Origin of the sequence: Kitasatospora sp. NPDC088346, assembly GCF_044740765.1 — a bacterium.
In the GTDB taxonomy this organism is placed as follows: Bacteria; Actinomycetota; Actinomycetes; order Streptomycetales; family Streptomycetaceae; genus Kitasatospora.
On record NZ_JBIURH010000005.1, the window covers coordinates 200,028 to 218,489 of the forward strand.

Genomic DNA, 18,462 nt, shown 5'->3' on the forward strand with positions numbered 1-18,462 from the left:
TCGTGGTCATGGACCTTGTACACGAGCGTCGGGGCGACGGCCCGCCCCTCCTGCTGCTGCACGGCATCGGACACCGCTGGCAGGGCTGGAAGCCCGTCCTGGACCTGCTCGCCCGGGAGCGGGAGGTGATCGCCGTCGACCTCCCCGGCTTCGGCGCCTCACCGCCGCTGCCCGCCGGGGTGCCGTACACCGTCGACAGCGCGATGCGGGTCCTCGGCGACTTCCTGGCGTCCATCGGCGTCGAGCGCCCGCACGTGGCCGGGAACTCGCTCGGCGGGCTCTTCACCCTGCACGCCGCCCGGCACGGGCTCGCCTCCTCGGCGACGGCGCTCTCCCCGGCCGGTTTCTACCGCCGCTCCGGCTTCCTGTACGCGCGCGGCGTGCTCAACCTGCACCGCTTCGCCGCCCGCACCCCCGAACCGGTCCGGGCCAGGCTGGCGGAGTACCCGCAGGGCCGCCGGCTGATGTTCGGCATGATCTACGGACGCCCCGAGCGGCTCGACCCGGACGAACTCCTGCTCGACACCCGCGCCCTGCTGCACGCCCCCGGCTTCCGGCAGACCCTCGTCGCCGGGCGCGCCGAGCAGGCCCAGGGCTTCCCCACCGCCATCCCGTCCGAGGTCCCGGTGACCATCGCCTGGGGAAGCCGGGACCGCCTGCTGCCGTACGCCCAGGGCCGCCGGGCCCGCCTGCTGCTGCCGGCCGCGCGGTTCGTCCCGCTCGCCGACTGCGGCCACGTCCCGATGGGCGACAACCCCGAGCTGGTGGCCCGCGTCCTGCTGGACGGCAGCAGCTCGCCGCTGCTCGGCCGCGGGGCGAGCGCCGCGACGTAGCCCTTCCCGTCCCGTCCCTTCCCGTCGCGGCGCCGGGCGGGGCCCGGCCGCGGCGCGGCGGCGGGGCGCGGGCGCCGTCGGCGGGGAGGCGGCCGGGGTGACCCCTAGAATTCCCGCCATGGATGCCACACCGAACGACCGGCTGGAACGCCTCGTCCGACTCGCCACCGGGAGCTACCTGCTGGTCACCACCTTCCGCAAGGACGGCACCGCGGTGCCGACCCCGGTCTGGGTGGTCCGGGACGGCACCGCGCTGGGGGTCTGGACGGCCGCCGAGTCGTGGAAGGTACGCCGGATCCGCAACCGCGCCGACGTGCTGGTCGGTCCGTGCGACGCCCGCGGCAACCCGACCGGCGAGCAGTACCCCGCCGTGGCGGAGATCTGCACGCCCGAGCGGACGGCTGCCTACCGCACGCTGCTGCGACAGAAGTACGGCCTGCTCGGGGTGGTGACCCTGATAGGCAGTCGGCTGCGGCGCGGCGAGAGCGGCACGGTCGGCATCCGCATCACCCTCGCGGACTGAACCCGCCCGGCCGGACGCCGACTGGCCCGCCCCCGCCCGGCCGTCAGTCCTCCGAGCCGGCCGGCGGCATGGCCGTGCCACCGCGGCAGCCGACGAACGAGGCGTTCGGTGAGAACGCGTCGAACCCCATCTCGAACCTCGCGAACGCCTCCCAGGCCGCGAGCCGGGCGGCGGTGTACTCCGCCGGGGTCAGCGCGCCGCCCCGCAGGGCCCGCAGGGCGCGCAGGATCGCGTCCCGGGCGACCAGGAAGGACGGGTTCTTCGGGGTCAGCTTCAGGCCGTCCACGACCGCCTGCCAGCTCACCCGGTAGCCCCGCCGCTTGTCGCCGAGCGCGGTACCGACCCTGCGGGTCAGCTCCATCAGGGTCGCGCACCAGATCTCGCCGACGTCGTGCACCTCCTGGTAGGTCAGGTCCCCGTTGCCGGCGCCCGCGACCTCGCCCTGCCCCTTGCCGATGTCCCCGAAGGTGCCGGGGTACGCGCTGTCGTACGGGCGCTGCCGGATGCCGCCGGACCGCTTGACCACCCAGCTGCCGGTGACGGTCCGTTCCTCGGACTGCGAGAAGTTGCGGGTGGTCAGGGCGAAGTAGTCGCCCCAGCCCTCGCCCATCGCGACGGACTGGTCCTCGTTCAGGGCGTCCGCGTCGAGGAGCCCGCCGACCAGCCGGTTGGTGACGCCGTGGGTGAACTCGTGGAACACCACGTCGGCGTCGTTGGCGGTGTGCCGGCCGGTGGAGGTGACCATCCCCATGTTCATCACGGCGGCCTGGCCGTCGGCCCGGGTCGCCATGTTGGCCGTACCGGTCACCGCACCCGGGTGGGCGAAGGCGAGGACCGGGTCGGCGCCCTTGCCCTTGCCGGTGACGTTCTTGGTCTGGAAGTTCCCGTGCTCCTCGGTGAAGCCGAGCATCATGAAGAAGTCGTGCATGTAGTTGCAGAAGAAGAAGATGTTGGTGACGAACTGCTCGGGGGTGTTCTCCGGCGGGCTGAACACCGAGTTGCCCGTCGCGTCCACCGGGACCTCGAACGGCTGACGGTCCTTCGCGTTGACCGCGGCCACGTTGTTGCCGACCGTCGACACCGTCCCGTTCACGAAGTCCAGCCAGGGCAGCGGGAATCCGGCGGGCAGCCCGGTCGAGGGCAGGGTCGGGTAGTCGGCCGTCGGCAGCGGGAAGTCGGCGAGGTCGAAACCGCTCTCGGCCGGGTTGCGGCGGAACACCCGGCCGGTGACGGCGTGGCGCACGGTGTCGTAGAAGTAGAGGATCTCCGGGGCGTTCGGGTCCCTGGTGCGCCCGTCCGCCTCGACGAAGGCCCGGTACTGCGCGACGAAGTGCTCCCGGGAGAAGGTGAACAGCCAGCACAGACGGATCTCCTCCCCCATGTTCAGGTACACCAGCCGGGCCGGGACGGCCTCCTCGAACGCCCCCTTGCTGAAGGTCATCGGCTGGTCGCTGCGCGGCTGGTGCGACACCCGCTCGAACCCGGCGGAGACGTCGAGCGCGGGCAGCAGGTCGTCACCGAAGGCGGTGCGCAGCGTCCGGGCCTCGGCGGCCTTCGCCGCCGCCACCCGCAGCGCGGTCTCGGCCGGGACGGCCGGGGTGGCCGGGAGGTCGGCCGGCACGCTGGCGGTGTCACCGACGACCCGGTCCACCGTGCCGTCCCGGTGCAGCCAGACCTTCGGGGCCATGCCCCACACCTCGATGCCGTTCAGCGTCTGCTGCAGGCTCACGACGCGCATGCCCTCGCTGGTCGTGGTCAGCGTCGGATCGGCCTGGAACTCGGCGGGTTCGTCGGCCGCGAAGCCCATCGCCCCCGTCACCGAGGCGACGTACGCCTTCGCGTGGGCGATGTACACCGCGTCGGGGACGGCCTCCCCGCCTCCGGGGGCCAGGCCGGCGATGCTCGGCGCGGCGGACGCCCGCAGTTCGTTGGGGTGCCCGGTGAAGTGGTTGACCTTGCCGGGCTCGGCGGCGCCGGCGAACCTGTCGTAGCCGGTGTTCCGTCTGTCGATGATGTCGGTCATGGCGTGGTCCTCGGTGGTGACGGCTCCAAGGCCGCTGGTGATGCCTCAGAGGCCCGCGAGAGTCAGAGCGGCTGCCGCGACGGTGCGGGCGATGGACGTCGCGTACTCCGTGCTGTGGTCCCGGTCGGTGAGGGTGTCACCGGGCCGGTGGTACTGGCGGGTGCCGGTGGCCGGGGCGGTGTCGTCGAAGAAGTTCTCGGAGACCGCGACGGCCGCCCAGCCGCGCTCGTGGAAGCTCGCGTGGTCGCTGCGGCCGGCCGCCGGGTCGTCCTCCCCGGTCAGCCGCTGGACGACCAGGCCGGGTTCCACCGCCGCGACGGCCGTACCGAGGACGCCCCCGAGCGCGTCGGAGGCCGCCCCGGCCGGGCCGGGCACGGCGGAGCCCGCGTGGATCTCGACCGTGCGGGTGCCGCCGCGGAATCCGGCGATCATGTCCATCTGCAGCACGGCGGCGATGCCGTCCCCCGCGGCGGCGGCCGCCCGGGCGTAGAACTTGCTGCCCACCAGCCCCTGTTCCTCGGCGTTGAACAGCACGAACCGCAGCGAGCCGGTCGGCACCCGCCCGGCCGCGAGCACCGCGTGCAGGCACTCGGCCGTGGCCAGCACCGCCGCGACCCCGCTGCCGTCGTCGTCGGCGCCGGGCGCCGGGTCGCGGGCCGGATCGTACGGGCGCGGCCGGCCGGCGCCGTCGAGGAACTCGCCCTCGGCGGCGGTCGAGTCGAGGTGCGCGGTGACCAGGACGGCCGCCTGGGCACCCGCCACCCGGTGTTCGGCCTCCAGGTTGAACAGCCGCCGGCCCCGCCAGGTGAAGGAGTGCCGCCGGACCGTCAGGCCGAGGTCCTGGAACCGCCGGGCCAGCGCGTCGACGACGAGCGGGTTCTGCTCGCTCGACACGTCCCGGCTGCGGACCGTCAACGGCTCGCCGTCGACCAGCGGCCGGGCACCGGAGAGGCGGGCGACGTGGTCGCGGATCGCCTCCGGGGTGACCGTCGACCGCACCGCGGCGACGGTCTGCGGCGAGGGCGCGCCGAGGGCGGCGAAGCCGTCCCCGAGCAGCCCCGGGGCCCCGGCCCCGCCCGGGCGCGCGAGCAGCGCCGGGTCGGGCAGCAGCCGTTCGAGGTGGCCTGGCCTGGTTCCCGGCAGGTGCAGCCGCTCCACCGGGGCGCCGGCGCCGACGGCGAGGTACACGCCGCCCGGAGCCGTGCCGAGCGAGGCGACCGGCGGCACCCGGCCCGCGGGTTCCGCCGAGCCGTCGAGCCGTTCGGCGGCGAAGGCGAACGCGGCGGCGGCGCGCAGCTCGGCCTCGGCGGCCCGCCGCTGCCCGGCGGAGGCGCCCGCGGGCGCCGGCGCGGCCGGGACGGGCCGGTCGTCCCGCAGCAGGAAGGCCGAGGTCTCGTCCACCGGCCCGCGCCGGTCGGCCGTGAACCCGGCCGACTCCAGTACGGCGACGCCCTGCTCGGTCGCCATGGCGAGCACCAGGTGTGCGGAGGCCACGTGGACCGGCACGACCTCCGCCGAGGAGACCGCCTCGTCCAGCTCGGCCGGCCCGCGGCCGGGCGGGAGGCCGATCCTGACCCACAGGACGGCCCGGCCGTCGACGGCGGCGCGGGTGAGGACGGGGTGGGGTGCGGTGCGCAGACCGCTCTCGCGGGCCCGTCCGCGTTCGTCCGGGTCCTCGCCGGTGAAGACGCAGTCGCCGGCCGGCACGCCCGCGGAGACGACCGCGGCGTCGAAGGCGTCACGGCTCGTCTTCGGCCCCCAGTGGATCAGGTCCGGGTCGGGGAACCGGTCCCCGAACGCGGCCCGGAGCGCGGCCGCCGCGCGCTCCTTCGCCGCCTCCCCCGGACCGGGGTTGGAGATGACGCCCTTGCGGGTCGTGGCGAAGGCGTCGAGGACCTCGAACACCCGGGGCAGCGGGTGGAGCTCCAACGAGCCGTCAGGTCCGACGGCGGCGTCCGCGAGGGTCGCCCCGATGTCGAAGAACAGCACGGACATCTCGGTGCCTCCGGGAGCGCGGAGCTGCGGGACGCTGGACGACGGAGCCGGGGTACGCCCCACAGCCGGGGACGGGTGCACGGCGGACGGGCCGGGAACCGGCCGGGGCAGCCGTGGGGGCTCTGACCCTTCCATGTTGCGAGGGTCCGCGGGTTCCTGCATCCTGGGCCGCCGATCCCGCGCCCGGTCACCGTCCGTGCGCCCTGCGGACGCTCAACCAGGCCTGTGCGCGCGGGGCTCTGACTGTGCGTGACCAGGACCGGGCGGGCGGCCGGCGAGGGTCCGCGGACCGGAAATGTCTCGCCCGGCGGTACGCCCCGCTGGCATCCTGGGCGGGTGGAGAGACCGGAGATCTGGATCGAGTTCGCCCCCGAGCTGCACCTGTTCGTCGCCTCGGCGCAGCGGGCCGGGCGGTCGGCGGTCCGTACGGACGGCGTGTCGACGCTCGGGCACGTCGTGGAGTCCCTGGGGGTGCCGCTGACCGAGGTCGGCGCGCTCCTGGCGGGCGGGCGGCCGGTGGACGTCTCGCACGTGCCGGGCGCGGGCGAGGAGGTCTCGGTGTGCGCGGTGAGCCGGCCGCAGCGGCTTCCCGGGCCGGCCCGCTTCCTGCTGGACGTCCACCTCGGCACGCTGGCCCGGCGGCTGCGGCTGCTGGGCGTGGACACCGCTTACGAGAGCGTGGACATCGGCGACGCCGCGCTGGCCGCGCGCTCGGCCGCGGAGCGGAGGGTGATGCTCTCGCGCGACCGCGGGCTGCTGCGCCGCCGCGAGCTGTGGGCGGGCGCGCACGTCTACAGCCACCGCCCCGACGACCAGCTGCGGGACGTGCTGTCCCGGTTCGAGCCGCCGCTCGCCCCCTGGACCAGGTGCACGGCGTGCAACGGTCTCCTGCACAGCGCCGCGAAGGAGGAGGTGCACGACCGGCTCCGGGACGGCACCGAGCGCTCGTACGACGTGTTCGCGCAGTGCGGCGACTGCGGGCAGGTCTACTGGCGGGGCGCCCACCACGGCCGTCTGAACGCGATCGTGGCGGACGCCCTGGCCGAGTTCGGCGGCCTGCCGCGGTCCTGACGCTGCCGGCCCGGGCGGCGGCCCGGGCGGACGGGTGGCTCGGGCGGACGGGCGGTGTTCGCTCAGAGGAGGCTCAGATCCGGATAACGATCAGATCACCAGGTTGACCCGTTTATGCCGGACTTGACACCCGTTTGTCCCATTCTTCCGGTGATCCGCGCCACAGTTCCCGGCCCGGGAGGCCCGGTCCGCTGTGATAGATCTGCACGATCGCTGCCGGACGCCACCCCTGTCCGAGCAGTGCGCTGGGCCGGCGGACCGCCGGCCCGCACTCCATCCACATCCGGGGGGATCGTGATCCGGCCCGTGGCCTGCCGCCACGGACCGCGCATGGAGAAAGGCGCATCACCATGACCTCAGTGCAGGTCGACAAGCACAGCGACGGCGGTACGGCGGCCGGCACCGCTCCCGAAGAGGGGTACGAGCGGGGACTCAACAGCCGCCAGGTCCAGATGATCGCCATCGGCGGTGCCATCGGCGTCGGGCTCTTCCTCGGCGCGGGCGCGAACATCGCCAAGGCCGGCCCCAGCCTGATCCTGATGTACGCGATCGCCGGTGTGATCGTCTTCTTCATCATGCGGGCGCTCGGCGAGCTCCTCCTGTACCGCCCGGTCTCCGGCTCCTTCGCCGAGTACTCCCGGGAGTTCCTCGGCCCGTTCTTCGGTTTCGTGACCGGCTGGACGTACTGGCTGATGTGGGTCGTCACCGGCATGGCCGAGCTCACCGCCGCCGCGATCTACGTGAACTACTGGTTCCCGCAGGTCCCGCAGTGGGTCACCGCGCTGGTCTTCCTGGTGGTCCTGTACGTGGCCAACCTGATCTCGGTGAAGCTGTTCGGCGAGATCGAGTTCTGGTTCTCGATGGTCAAGGTGACCGCACTGGTCGGCATGATCGTGATCGGCCTCGGCGTGGTCACCTTCGGCTTCAGCCAGGCCGGCGACACGGCCGCGGTCTCGAACCTCTGGGCGCACGACGGCATCTTCCCCAAGGGCGTGGGCTCCAGCCTGATGACGCTCCAGGGCGTGATGTTCGCCTACCTCGCCGTCGAGCTGATCGGCGTCACCGCGGGCGAGTCGGAGAACCCCGAGAAGACCCTGCCCAAGGCCATCAACGCCCTGCCCTGGCGCATCATCGTCTTCTACGTCGGCGCGCTGAGCGTGATCCTGATGGTGGTCCGGTGGACCGAGTTCCAGGCCGGCGTGAGCCCGTTCGTGGCCGCCTTCTCCAAGATCGGCATCCCGTTCGCCGCCGCGATCGTCAACTTCGTGGTGCTCACCGCGGCGCTCTCCTCCTGCAACTCCGGCATGTACTCCACCGGCCGGATGCTGCGCGACCTCGCCGCCAACTCCGAGGCCCCCAGGGCGCTCGGCCGGCTGAGCAGCAGCAAGACCCCGGCCGTCGGCATCACGCTGTCCGCCGTCCTGATGGGCGTCGGCGTGCTGCTCAACTACGTCGTGCCGGAGAAGGCCTTCGGGTACGTCACCTCGGTCGCCACCGCGGCCGGCATCTGGACCTGGCTGATGATCCTGGTCAGCCACATCCGCTACCGCCGCGCGGTGGTCGCCGGCCGCCTCCCCGCGTCCTCCTTCCCCGCCCCCGGCGGCACGGTGTGCAGCTGGATCGCGGTGGCCTTCCTGCTGATGGTGACCGTCTTCATCGCCATCGACCCCGACAGCCGCGTCTCGCTGTACGTCGGCGCCGGCTGGGCCGTCTGCCTGGCGATCGGCTGGGCGCTGCTCAAGCGCCGTGGCGATGCCGTCCCCGCGGCGGCCGCCGAGCAGCTGGAGACCGTGGGCGGGCCCGGCCACTGAGCCGCCCCGCACCACACCGCGGAGGGACCCCGGCCGGCCGGCCGGGGTCCCTCCGCTTTCCGGGCGTGCGCGGCTGCCGGTCAGCCGGTCACGGCCACCGGGGCGTCCCAGGCGTCGCGGTCCACCGTGAGGGTGACGCCCCCGTAGGTCTCCCGCCGGTTCACCTGGTACTGGTGGCCGCGGCGGTGGCCGGTGAACAGCCCGGCCGGGTACGGGAAACCGCCGGTGGTGTCGGCCACGCCGTCGTACTTCGCGTACCAGAGCGCGTCGGGCAGGTCCGGCGCGCCCCGGCCGGCCGCAGCGGCGATGCGGGCCGCGCCGGAGCCCTCAAGCCGTAGAAGCCCGGCCGGTACGCGCGCGCCGTCACCGCCCGGTCGAAGGACTGCGTGTAGGCGAGCACCGCGTCACCGCAGGCGGTGTCCGCGGCGTCGTAGTCCTCGACGTCCAGGTAGAGCGTGCTGCCGGGCCTCATCCCGAGCGCGGACGCCCGGGCGACCGCGTCGGCGCCGTCGGCCGCGCCCTGCGAGTCCGCCGTCGCCGCGGTGATCCGCTCCGGGCCGCCGCCCGTCCGGCACGGCGGCTGGGCCCCGACGTACAGCGGGACCAGCCTCCAGCCGGCGGCGCTCACCGCCGTCACCCAGGAGGCGGTGAGCTGCGGCTGCGCGCAGCCGCGGTTGCGACCGCCGACGTAGACGGCGACGGCGCCGTAGGGGGACGTCCCGCGCCAGGCCGCCATGGCCGCCACCGGCGGCGCGGTGCAGGTGTCGAAGGCCAGCCCGGTGAACGCGGCGGCCGCCGGCGGTGGCGGCGCGGCCATGGTCTGCTCCGGTGAGGTCAGACCGTCTTCCACGGCCCGAGCCGCTCCGGAGGATCCCGCCACGGGACGCCGGGACGGATCCGGTGCAGCACCCCGTTCACGGCCTGCCGATGGTTCCGCCGCCAGCCACGGCGCCCGCTGAGCATCCGTCACATTTCCTCTGTGGCACACGGATCCGTCGGCGGCCGGCCTGGCTGCCGGGGTGCGGCCGTTCTCGACGAAGCCCGCACGCGTGGCGGGTCTGCTCCCCTATCGTCGGGTGGCATGGGGAGCATGGGGGACGGCGGGTTCGGCGGTGCGGTGCCCTACTCGGGCGTGCCGCCGGTGTTCGACGATCGGACGCCGGACGCGTGTGTCGTGGTGCCGGGCATCATGGGCAGCGTCCTGCGGGACGCCGCGACGGGCCGCCCGCTGTGGGGCGTGGACCTCGGGATGCTGACGAACGCGTCGGCCGGTGAGGGGCTGTTCGGCGCGCTGCGGGCGGACGAGTCGGAGCGGGCCGCCGACGCCGACACCTTCCCGCGGGCGCCGCTGACCCGCGTTCGGGCGACCGGGCTGCTGGCGAAGCCGTGGTGGCTTCCCGTCCTGGAGGGCTTGGACCCCTACGGCGAGGTGGTCGAGACCCTGCGGAAGGTCGCGCTGGCGCCCGAGGCGGTGGCGCCGTTCCCGTACGACTGGCGCCTCGCCGTCGCCTACAACGGCGCGGTGCTCGCGCGCGCGGCCCGCGCGCACCTGACCAGTTGGCGGGAGCAGGTCGCCGCCCGGCCCGGGTGGGGGGCGGCCGGTGGACGGCGGCCTCGGCTGTTGTTCGCCGCCCACTCGATGGGCGGGCTGGTGGTGCGGGCCGCACTGGAGCAGGATCCCGAACTCGCCGCCGACACCCGGGCGGTGGTCACCGTCGGAACCCCGTTCCTCGGCTCCGCGAAGTCCGTCCTCACCCTCAACCTCCTGCACGCCGGGGCGAAACCGGCCGGGCTGCTGCGACAGGTGCAGGCGATGGCGGCGACCCTGCCGGGCGTCCACGACCTGCTGCCCGGCTACCGCTGCCTGGACCGTGGACCGGACGTCGACCGCCTCACCGCCCGTGATGTCGCCCGGCTCGGCGGCGACGAACACCTGGCCGCCCGCTCGCTCGACGAACACACCCGCCGCTGGGAGCACCCGTTCGCGATGCCCGGGCACCGCGCGATCGTCGGCGAGGCGCAGGCCACCGTGCAGACCCTCGACGAACAGCCGCACGTCGGGCATGCGGTCGCCGTCGGACGGCACCACGCCTTCGACGTCGGCGAGGACGGCGAGCTCGTCCGTGACCCGGCCACCGGCATCCCCGCCCGCCGCGACACCCGCGGCGACGGCACCGTCCACGCCCCCTCCGCCCAGGCCGGCGGGACCGAAGCACTCACCTACGTCTTCGGCCAGCACGGCACCCTGATGCGCCACGACGAGGTCCTGCGCCAACTCCGCAACATCGCCCTGGAACGCCCCCCGGGTCCTCGCCTCTCCGGCACCAGCGCCGGACCGGGCCTGGAGACCCCCCGCCTCGGCGGGACGTTCGGGCAGCCGCTCATCCTCCGCGCCACCGGCCTCGACACCCCGGTCAGGGTGAGCCTCACCGTCCGCAGCGCCACCACCGGCCGCATGGGCCACCCGCTCACCCTGCGCCGCGATCCCGACCGCACGGACGGCGTCCTCGCCGCCCGCTTCACCGCCGACGCGCCCGACCTGTACCGCGTCACCCTGGACGCCGAGGACCACGTACCGATCACCCAGCTCGTCCTCGTCAGCCCACCCGACGCCTGAATTCGGAAACCCCGCCTTGACCGCACCCGTCGACACCGACCGGAACACGACCGAACCGCCCCCCGAGGGCGGAGGGATCGAGCTGTTCCCGGTGAACTTCACCGCCTACCGGCACCACCCCGCCCTGGACACCGAGGCCCACGTCCGGGCGATCGCCGACCTGCTCGCCCCCTACGGCCTGCGCATCAACACCTGGACGGCCCCCGAGGACGAACGGGACCGGCAGGCCGTCGAGGACCGGCTCGGCGAGTGGAAACGGCCCACCACCGCCCGCAGCGGCAACACGGTGCTCTACTGGGTCGGCCACGGCAGCGCCGAACACCTCGCCCACCACCGCACCCCCGCCCCCATCGACGACGGAGTCTCCCCGGAGGAGGTCGCCCGCGCCATCGGCAGCCGCCAGATCCACCCCGACAACGAGGGCAGTTGGGCGATCGTCGTCATCGACGCCTGCTTCTCCCAGGACTTCGCCCAGGAGGTGCATCGCATCCTCCTCGGCAAGAAGTACCGCGATGCCAGCCGCTACCTGCTGCTGTCCACCGCCGCCGAGGGCTACGCCGAGCTCGGCGCCTTCACCAACGCCCTCCACCGCGTCCTGACCATCACCTTCCGCGGGAAGCCCGCCATCGGCCTCGCCGAACTCGGCGTCGAACTCGACCGTGAACTCCGTGGCGGCTACCGCGGCGACAGGGCCGTGCACAGCGACCGGCTCGTGCGTCACACCCCCGATGCCGCGACCTCCGTGTCCGCGCCGCTGGACCAGCTCGCCGAACTCCAGGCCGTCCTCGACCGGTTGCCCACCGACGACCAGCGGCACTTCCTCCCCAAGGCGTCCGGCGCCGAACTCGGCGAACTCGCCTGGTACTTCCACGGCCGCACCGAGGAACGCGACCACATCCTGCGCTGGCTGGCCACCGCCACCCGTGGCGCCCTCGTCGTCACCGGCCCCGCCGGCTCCGGCAAGTCGGCCCTCCTCGGCCACGTCCTGCTGCACACCCGTACCCAGCTGCGCGACATCCTCGTCCGCCACGGCCACCTGACCGCGCTGCCCGCCGAAGTGCCGTGCCCGGACGACCCGTTCGACCTCGTCGCCCACCTCTCCGGCCTCACCCTCGCCCGCACCGTCCGGCTCCTCGCCGAAGCCGCCGGCCTGCCCGACCTCGCCCGGCAGGCCGACGACGGTCAGCCGCCCGGCGTCCTCGCCGCCCGAGCCGTCGCCCGGCTGCGCGCACGGGCGACCCGGCTGACGCTGCTGTTCGACGCGCTCGACGAGGCCGAGCAGCCGCTCCTCATCGCCGACCTCCTCCTGCGCCCCCTCGCCGCCCTGCCCGCCGTCCGGGTCGTCATCGGCACCCGCGGCTCCACCCACGAAGGCCCCGACCAGCCCGCCCCCACCGACACCGACATCCTCGACGCGCTCCGCCCCCGGCCGACCCGTCACGGGGACGAACCGCAGCCCGACGTCGAACGCGTCGAGGTGAAGCAGGACCCGGAGGCCCTCGCCGGATACCTGCGCGCCAAGCTCGACGCCGCCAGACACCGCGGTGCCCTCGACGCCGACGACACGACGATCGAGGAGGCCGTCCACCGCCTCGTCACCGAGCACCGGCACCAGCACCACGGCGCCGAACCGCAGCAGTTCCTCTACGCCCGCCTCGCCGCCCACGAACTCCTCAACGACCCGGGCCTCCTCACCGACCCCACCCCCCTGATCGGCCGCACCCACCGCCAGTTGTTCACCCGCGCCCTCCAGCGACTCCACCGCACCAACCCCGACTACACCCCCCTCCTGCGTGCCCTCGGCCTCGCCCAGGGCCGCGGCCTGCCCGACCAGGACGGCATCTGGGCCCTTGCCGCCGACGCCCTCGACAGCCGGACCGGCACCGGCACCGGCGGCAGCATCCCCGAGCTGCTACGGGACGCCGCTCCCTACCTCACCCTCGACCACGAACACGAGAGGAGCGTCTACCGCCTCGCCCACCGCACCTTCACCGAACACTTCACCGCCGCCCCGGACACGGCTCGTGCCCATGCCCTCCTCACCGCCGCCCTCGCCCGGCACGGCCGGCACAGCCTGGGCACGCAGGAGGACGCCGCCGCCCCGCCGGCCGCGGTCGTCAGCCCTTACATCCGCCACCACCTCGCCGCCCACGCCCGCCTCGGCCACACCGTCGGAGCTCTGCACACCCTCGCCGACCACACCGACGTCCTCGACGCCCTCGACCTCACCAGCGTCACCGCCGCGGCATTCGACCACGGCCTGCCCTCCCACGAGCTGCCCCTGGCCATCGCCGGAACCGTCCTGCTCCAGCACCACGCCCGCGACACCGCCGCCACCGAGCAGTCGGCGGGCAGCACGACCGGCTGGCGCCGTTGGTGGCGCCGGCTCGGCACCAGCTACGTCCAAGGCTCCCCGCCCCCGGCCGAGGCACGTCCCCGCAACCCGCGCGGATGGCTTCCGGAACTGACCGTCGGCGAAGTCCGACAACGTCAACTCCACCTGCAACTCACCGGCCACACCGACAAGGTGAACGCGGTGGCGGTGTTCACCGCGCCCGACGGCACCGCGCGTCTGGTCTCGGCCGGTGCGGACCGGACGGTGCGGATCTGGGACCCGGCGACTCGCGCCCAGGACGGCCCTTCGCTCACCGGCCACACCGACAAGGTGAACGCGGTGGCGGTGTTCACCGAAGCCGACGGCACCGTGCGCCTGGCCACCGGCGGCGATGACGGGACGGTCCGGATCTGGGACCCGACCACCGGAAGCCAGGACGGGGTCCCCCTCACCGGCCATGGCGGCACAGTCGTCGCGGTGGCGGTGTTCACCGCACCCGACGGCGCCGTGCGCCTGGCCACCGGCGGCGATGACCGGACGGTCCGGATCTGGAACCCGGCGACTCGCGCCCAGGAGGGCCGAACCCTCACCGGCCACGACGACGAGGTGAGTGCGGTGGCGGTGTTCACCGCACCCGACGGCGCCGTGCGCCTGGCCACCGGCAGCGATGACCGGACGGTACGGATCTGGAACCCCGCCACCGGCACCCAGGAGGGCCCGACCCTCACCGGCCACGACGGTGTCGTGCGTGCGGTGGTGGCGTTCACCGCACCCGACGGCACGCCGCGCCTGGCCACCGGCGGCGGCGACGGGACGGTCCGGATCTGGAACCCCGCCACCGGTACCCAGGAGGGCGAAACCATCACCGGTCACAGCTTCGGCGTGGCGGCGATGACGGTGCTCGCCGCGGCCGACGGCACTCCGCGCCTGGCCACCGGCAGCTACGACGGGGCGGTGCGGATCTGGAACCCGGCCACCGGTGCCCGGGAAGCGGTACCCGTCACCAGCGACGACCACTGGGTGAGTGCGGTGGCGGAGTTCACCGCGGCCGACGGCACCCCGCGCCTGGCCACCGGCGGCGAGGACCACACGGTGCGGATCTGGAACCCGGCCGCCCGCCCCCAGGACGGCGAACCCGTCGACGACCGCATCTACGGAGTGCTGGCGGTGGCGGTGTTCACCGCGCCCGACGGCACCCCGCGCCTGGCCACCGGCAGCCACGACAGGACGGTGCGGATCTGGAACCTGACCACCGGCGCGCAGGAAGGCGCGCCCCTCACCGGCCACACCAGCTGGGTGCGTGCGGTGGCGGTGTTCGACGCACCCGACGGCACGCCGCGGCTGGCCGTCGGCGACGGCGACGGGACGGTGCGGATCTGGAACCCAGCCACCCGCGCCCAGGAGGGCACGCCCCTCACCGGAAACACCAGGGGGGTGGAGTCGCTGATGGTGGTCACCACGGCCGGCGGCGCGCCGCGGCTGGCCGTCGGCGGCAGTGACGGGACGGTGCGGATCTGGAACCCGGTCACCTGCACCCAGGAGGACGGCCCCCTCACCGGGAGCACCACCGGGTCGCGGACAGCGGCGGTGTTCGCCGCCGCCGACGGCACGCCGCGGCTGGCCGTCGGCGGCGGCGACGGGACGGTGCGGGTCTGGAACCCGGCCACCGGTGCCCTGGAGGGCGCACCCCTCACCTGCCACGACCACTGGGTGAGCGCGGTGGTGGCGTTCGACGCGCCCGACGGCACCGCGCGCGTGGCCAGCGGCGGCATCGACAAGACGGTGCGGATCTGGGACCCGCACACCCGGACCGGGCTGACGCTGTCCCTGGCGGACAGGGTCGAGGCACTGGCGGTAGGCCACGGGCTGCTCGTCGCAGGCACCCCGTCGGGCTACCTCGCGATCGACGTCTCGTCCCTGCCCACCGGTACGGCTTGATCGTCAGGACGGCGCCCGGGGACGCCGTCCACCACTCCCGGAGCGGCCGGCTCCACCCGGTGCCGGCCCGCGGGGCCGGTCAGCGGCCGGCCGGGCCGGTCCAGCCCTGGGCGACATGGCCGAGCCGGACCCGCTGGGGGTGGTCGCCGACCGCCACCGAGGCGGTCTTCCGGCCGGTGGCGAAGTCGATCGCGGTGACCTGGTCGGCGCCGCTCTCGGAGATGACGCAGGACTTCCCGTCGCCGCTGACGGTCGCCCAGTACGGCTTGGAGGCGGGCACCAGGGGGCCCTCCTGGAGGGTGGCCCGGTCGACGACGGTGGCGTAGTCGTCCATCGTCCCGGCGACGCACAGCCGGTCGCCCGCCGGGCTGACGGACAGGCCGTGGTGACGGGAGTCGTTGACCCAGGTGGTGCGGTCCTCGCTGGTCGCGGGGGACTTCGGCAGGGTCTTGACCCGGGTGATGCGGTCCGCGGCGACGTCGTACTCCAGGAAGCCGTTGAAGAACGAGACCTGGAAGTAGAGCTTCGTCCCGTCGGGGGTGAAGACGGCCGGACGGACGGCGTCGGACAGGCCGGTCAGACCGGCGGCGTCGAGCCGGTCCCGCATGTCGATGACCTTGACCTGCTGGAAGGTGGCGGCGTCGGCGACGGTGATCCGGCGGTCGCCCTTCGTCCAGTCCAGCCAGGGGGCGTCCAGGGCGGTGTTGACCTCGCCGATCGACATGTTCCAGATCCGGGTGCCGCCGTCGGTGAAGAGGTTCTCGTGGGGCTTGTCCCCGGTGTGGAACTCCCCCAGCTGGGCCCCGGTCCCGATGTCGAGCACGTGGACGGTGTTCGCGGTGGAGGCGGAGACCGCGACGCGCTTGCCGTCCGGCGAGACGGCCATGTGGTCGGAGCGGTAACCCGCCACGGGGAAGCGCCAGTTGATCGCTCCGGTGGCGAGGTCGACGGAGACCACGTCGGCGAAGCTGGGGCGGGAGACGACCACGGCCGAACCGTCCGGCGTCGAGTACATGTCGTCGACGAACTGGTCGTGGCCCTCGCCCGGGCCGAGCCGGATGCCGAGGAAGAACGCCAGCTTGACGGGGTTGAGGTAGATCTCGGCGAGGCGGGCGTCCTTGTCCGGGACGACGTTCACCCGCCCGATCCGGGTGAGGGCGCCGGTGGACTCGATGACGTCCGCGGTGCCGTCCCAGTTGTTGCCCACGAACATCACCTCCCGCAGCCCGGCCGGGCTCGCCGCAACGGCGCCGGCGGCCGTCCCCGCGGCGGCGGGGAGGGCGGCGGCGAGGCCGAACGCGGCCGCGGCGGCGATCAGGGCACGGGTGCGCCGTAACCGCCGGTCCGGGAGCAGGTCGTGTGCGGAGCGGGACATCGCGACTCCTTCGCAGCTGGATGCCAAGTCTGAAAAGACGATTGGTCAGATCGCGTTACTCGACGGTAAGGAGGCCGCGGCGGCCCTGACAAGACCCCGGTGCGGGACAATCGGACGGGCGGGCGGGACCACCGGGCAGGACCACCGGGCGGGGGCGGAGAAGTGCGGCAGGCCACGGGCACGTACGGCGGCAGGTCGGCGCAGGAGCGCCGGGCCGAGCGGCGGGAGCGGTTCCTGCGGGCGGCCCTGGAGCAGTTCGGCGACCGGCCCGGCTACCGGGCCGCCTCGGTGACGGGCCTGTGCGAGGCAGCCGGGCTGTCGACCCGTCAGTTCTACGAGGAGTTCCGCAACCTGGAGGACGTGCTCACCCAGCTGCACCTGCTGGTCAACGACCGGACCGAGCGGGCCGTCCGGCGGGCCCTCGCCGACACCGCCGGCCAGACCTTCGAACCGCGGATCGCGGCCGTGCTGCGCGCCTACGTCACGGCCGCCACGGACGACCCGCGGCGGCTGCGGATCGCGTTCGTCGAGATCGTCGGGGTGAGCGCGGAGCTGGAACGCGGCCGGCTGGTCCGGCGCAGCCGCTGGGTGGACCTGATCGTCGCGGAGGCCGACGCGGCCGCGCGGCGAGGCGAGGCCGCGCCGCGCGACTACCGGATCGCGGCGACGGCGTTCATCGGGGCCGTCAACGGCCTGCTGCACGACTGGACGGCCGGGCAGTTCCGGGCCACCCTCGACCAGGTGGTCGACGAGCTGGTGGCGCTGCTGCTCGGTGTGGTCCGGCCGCCCGCCCGCTGATCGCACGGAGGACGGGCGGCCGAGGGAGCGCGCGGCGCGGCGGTCAGACCAGCTCCAGGACCAGCTTCCCGGTGTTCTCGCCGCGGAAGAGCATCTGCAGGGTCTGCGGGAAGTCGTCGAGGTCGCCCTTGACCACGTGCTCCTTCACCTTGATCCGGCCGGTGACGATCCAGCCGGCGAGCTCCCGGGCGGCCGCCGGGAAGCGGGGGGCGTAGTCGAAGACCACGAAGCCCTCCATCCGGGCGCGGCGCACCAGCAGCGACAGGTAGTTCGACGGGCCCTGCACGGCCGTCTCGTTGTTGTACTGGCTGATCGCGCCGCAGATCACCACCCGGGCGTGCATCGCCAGCCGGGTCAGCGCCGCGTCCAGGATCTCGCCGCCCACGTTGTCGAAGTAGACGTCGATGCCGTCCGGGGCGTGGGTGCGGAGCGCCGCGCGGACGTCCTCGGTGCGGTAGTCGATCGCCGCGTCGAAGCCCAGTTCCTCGGTCAGCAGCGCGCACTTCTCGGGGCCGCCGGCGATGCCGATCACCCGGCAGCCCTTGACCTTGGCGATCTGCCCGGCCATGGTGCCGACGGCCCCGGCCGCGCCGGAGACCACCACGGTCTCGCCCTCCTTGAGCGCGCCGACGTCCAGCAGGCCGAAGTAGGCCGTCATGCCCGGCATGCCGAGCGCCCCCAGGTAGGTCGACAGCGGCGCGGCCGACGGGTCGACCTTGAGGGCGCCCCTGCCGTCGGAGACCACGTACTCCTGCACGCCGAACGTCCCGACCACGTGGTCGCCCGGCCGGAAGTCCGGGTGCTCGGACTCGGTCACCTCGATCACCGACCCGGCCCGCATCACCTCGCCGAGGCCGACCGGCGGCAGGTAGGACGGGCGGTCGTCGAGCCATCCGCGCATGGCCGGGTCCAGCGAGATGAACTTCGTCCGGCCCGCGAACCGGCCCGCACCGGGGGCCTCGGCCGGCTCGGTGACGTGGGCCCAGTCCTCGGGCTTCACCTCGCCCACCGGACGGGCGGCGAGGCGGATCTGGCGGTTCGTTCCCGGCATGGCGTCTCCTGTGGCTGGCGGTGCACCGGCGGACGGCCCCGGGTCGGTGCACCGCGGTGTTCGAACGGGCGGTCCCGTGATCCCCCCAGTCT

At 74.1% G+C, this 18,462-nt stretch carries 13 protein-coding genes; 7 read left to right on the top strand and 6 right to left on the bottom strand.

Annotated features, from left to right (window positions below; translation table 11 throughout):
• Positions 1 to 8: 8 nt before the first annotated feature.
• Complete coding sequence (locus ACIOFR_RS10250; RefSeq protein ID WP_400994446.1) at positions 9 to 833, top strand: alpha/beta fold hydrolase; 825 nt, start codon at positions 9 to 11, stop codon at positions 831 to 833.
• A gap of 118 nt (positions 834 to 951) precedes the next feature.
• A complete protein-coding gene (locus ACIOFR_RS10255) occupies positions 952 to 1,356 on the top strand; it encodes a PPOX class F420-dependent oxidoreductase (protein ID WP_400994448.1) in 405 nt (134 codons plus the stop codon).
• Between the two features lie 43 nt (positions 1,357 to 1,399).
• On the opposite strand, the gene ACIOFR_RS10260 is transcribed toward ACIOFR_RS10255, so the two are convergent.
• Both ACIOFR_RS10260 and ACIOFR_RS10265 read right to left on the bottom strand, forming a co-directional pair.
• Positions 1,400 to 3,379, bottom strand: coding sequence for a M36 family metallopeptidase (locus ACIOFR_RS10260; protein WP_400994451.1), 1,980 nt, complete (start codon positions 3,377 to 3,379; stop codon positions 1,400 to 1,402).
• 45 nt (positions 3,380 to 3,424) lie between these two features.
• The gene (locus ACIOFR_RS10265; RefSeq protein WP_400994453.1) at positions 3,425 to 5,374 is read right to left on the bottom strand and encodes a M28 family metallopeptidase; all 1,950 of its coding nucleotides are present in this window, start codon (positions 5,372 to 5,374) and stop codon (positions 3,425 to 3,427) included.
• A 336-nt stretch (positions 5,375 to 5,710) separates the two neighbouring features.
• On the opposite strand from ACIOFR_RS10265, the gene ACIOFR_RS10270 reads away from it, so the two are divergent.
• Both ACIOFR_RS10270 and ACIOFR_RS10275 read left to right on the top strand, forming a co-directional pair.
• Positions 5,711 to 6,445, top strand: a complete 735-nt coding sequence (locus ACIOFR_RS10270; RefSeq protein ID WP_400994455.1) for a Mut7-C RNAse domain-containing protein — start codon at positions 5,711 to 5,713, stop codon at positions 6,443 to 6,445.
• 350 nt (positions 6,446 to 6,795) lie between these two features.
• Positions 6,796 to 8,256 (top strand): amino acid permease, encoded by a 1,461-nt coding sequence (locus ACIOFR_RS10275; RefSeq protein ID WP_400994457.1) that lies wholly within the window; start codon positions 6,796 to 6,798, stop codon positions 8,254 to 8,256.
• Positions 8,257 to 8,416: 160 nt separating this feature from the next.
• Here the strand turns inward: ACIOFR_RS10275 and ACIOFR_RS10280 are convergent, their stop codons facing one another.
• The gene (locus tag ACIOFR_RS10280; protein ID WP_400994460.1) at positions 8,417 to 9,106 is read right to left on the bottom strand and encodes a glycoside hydrolase domain-containing protein; all 690 of its coding nucleotides are present in this window, start codon (positions 9,104 to 9,106) and stop codon (positions 8,417 to 8,419) included.
• Positions 9,091 to 9,219: a transposase gene (locus ACIOFR_RS10285; protein ID WP_400994462.1), complete on the bottom strand. Its 129-nt coding sequence runs from the start codon at positions 9,217 to 9,219 to the stop codon at positions 9,091 to 9,093. The genes ACIOFR_RS10280 and ACIOFR_RS10285 overlap by 16 nt, the downstream gene beginning before the upstream one ends.
• A 118-nt stretch (positions 9,220 to 9,337) precedes the next feature.
• On the opposite strand from ACIOFR_RS10285, the gene ACIOFR_RS10290 reads away from it, so the two are divergent.
• Both ACIOFR_RS10290 and ACIOFR_RS10295 read left to right on the top strand, forming a co-directional pair.
• Positions 9,338 to 10,873 carry a hypothetical protein gene (locus ACIOFR_RS10290; protein ID WP_400994465.1) on the top strand — a complete coding sequence of 512 codons (1,536 nt, stop codon included), beginning with the start codon at positions 9,338 to 9,340 and terminating at the stop codon, positions 10,871 to 10,873.
• Between the two features lie 16 nt (positions 10,874 to 10,889).
• Positions 10,890 to 15,146, top strand: coding sequence for a hypothetical protein (locus ACIOFR_RS10295; RefSeq protein ID WP_400994467.1), 4,257 nt, complete (start codon positions 10,890 to 10,892; stop codon positions 15,144 to 15,146).
• A gap of 79 nt (positions 15,147 to 15,225) precedes the next feature.
• Here the strand turns inward: ACIOFR_RS10295 and ACIOFR_RS10300 are convergent, their stop codons facing one another.
• Positions 15,226 to 16,521 (bottom strand): YncE family protein, encoded by a 1,296-nt coding sequence (locus ACIOFR_RS10300; RefSeq protein ID WP_400994469.1) that lies wholly within the window; start codon positions 16,519 to 16,521, stop codon positions 15,226 to 15,228.
• A 162-nt stretch (positions 16,522 to 16,683) separates the two neighbouring features.
• Between ACIOFR_RS10300 and ACIOFR_RS10305 the strand changes: the two genes are divergently transcribed.
• Positions 16,684 to 17,319, top strand: coding sequence for a TetR/AcrR family transcriptional regulator (locus ACIOFR_RS10305; protein ID WP_400994472.1), 636 nt, complete (start codon positions 16,684 to 16,686; stop codon positions 17,317 to 17,319).
• A gap of 43 nt (positions 17,320 to 17,362) precedes the next feature.
• Here ACIOFR_RS10305 and ACIOFR_RS10310 read toward each other — a convergent pair whose 3' ends face one another.
• Entirely contained in the window at positions 17,363 to 18,370 is a 1,008-nt protein-coding gene (locus tag ACIOFR_RS10310; protein ID WP_400994475.1) for an NADP-dependent oxidoreductase, read from the bottom strand.
• Positions 18,371 to 18,462: the final 92 nt, after the last annotated feature.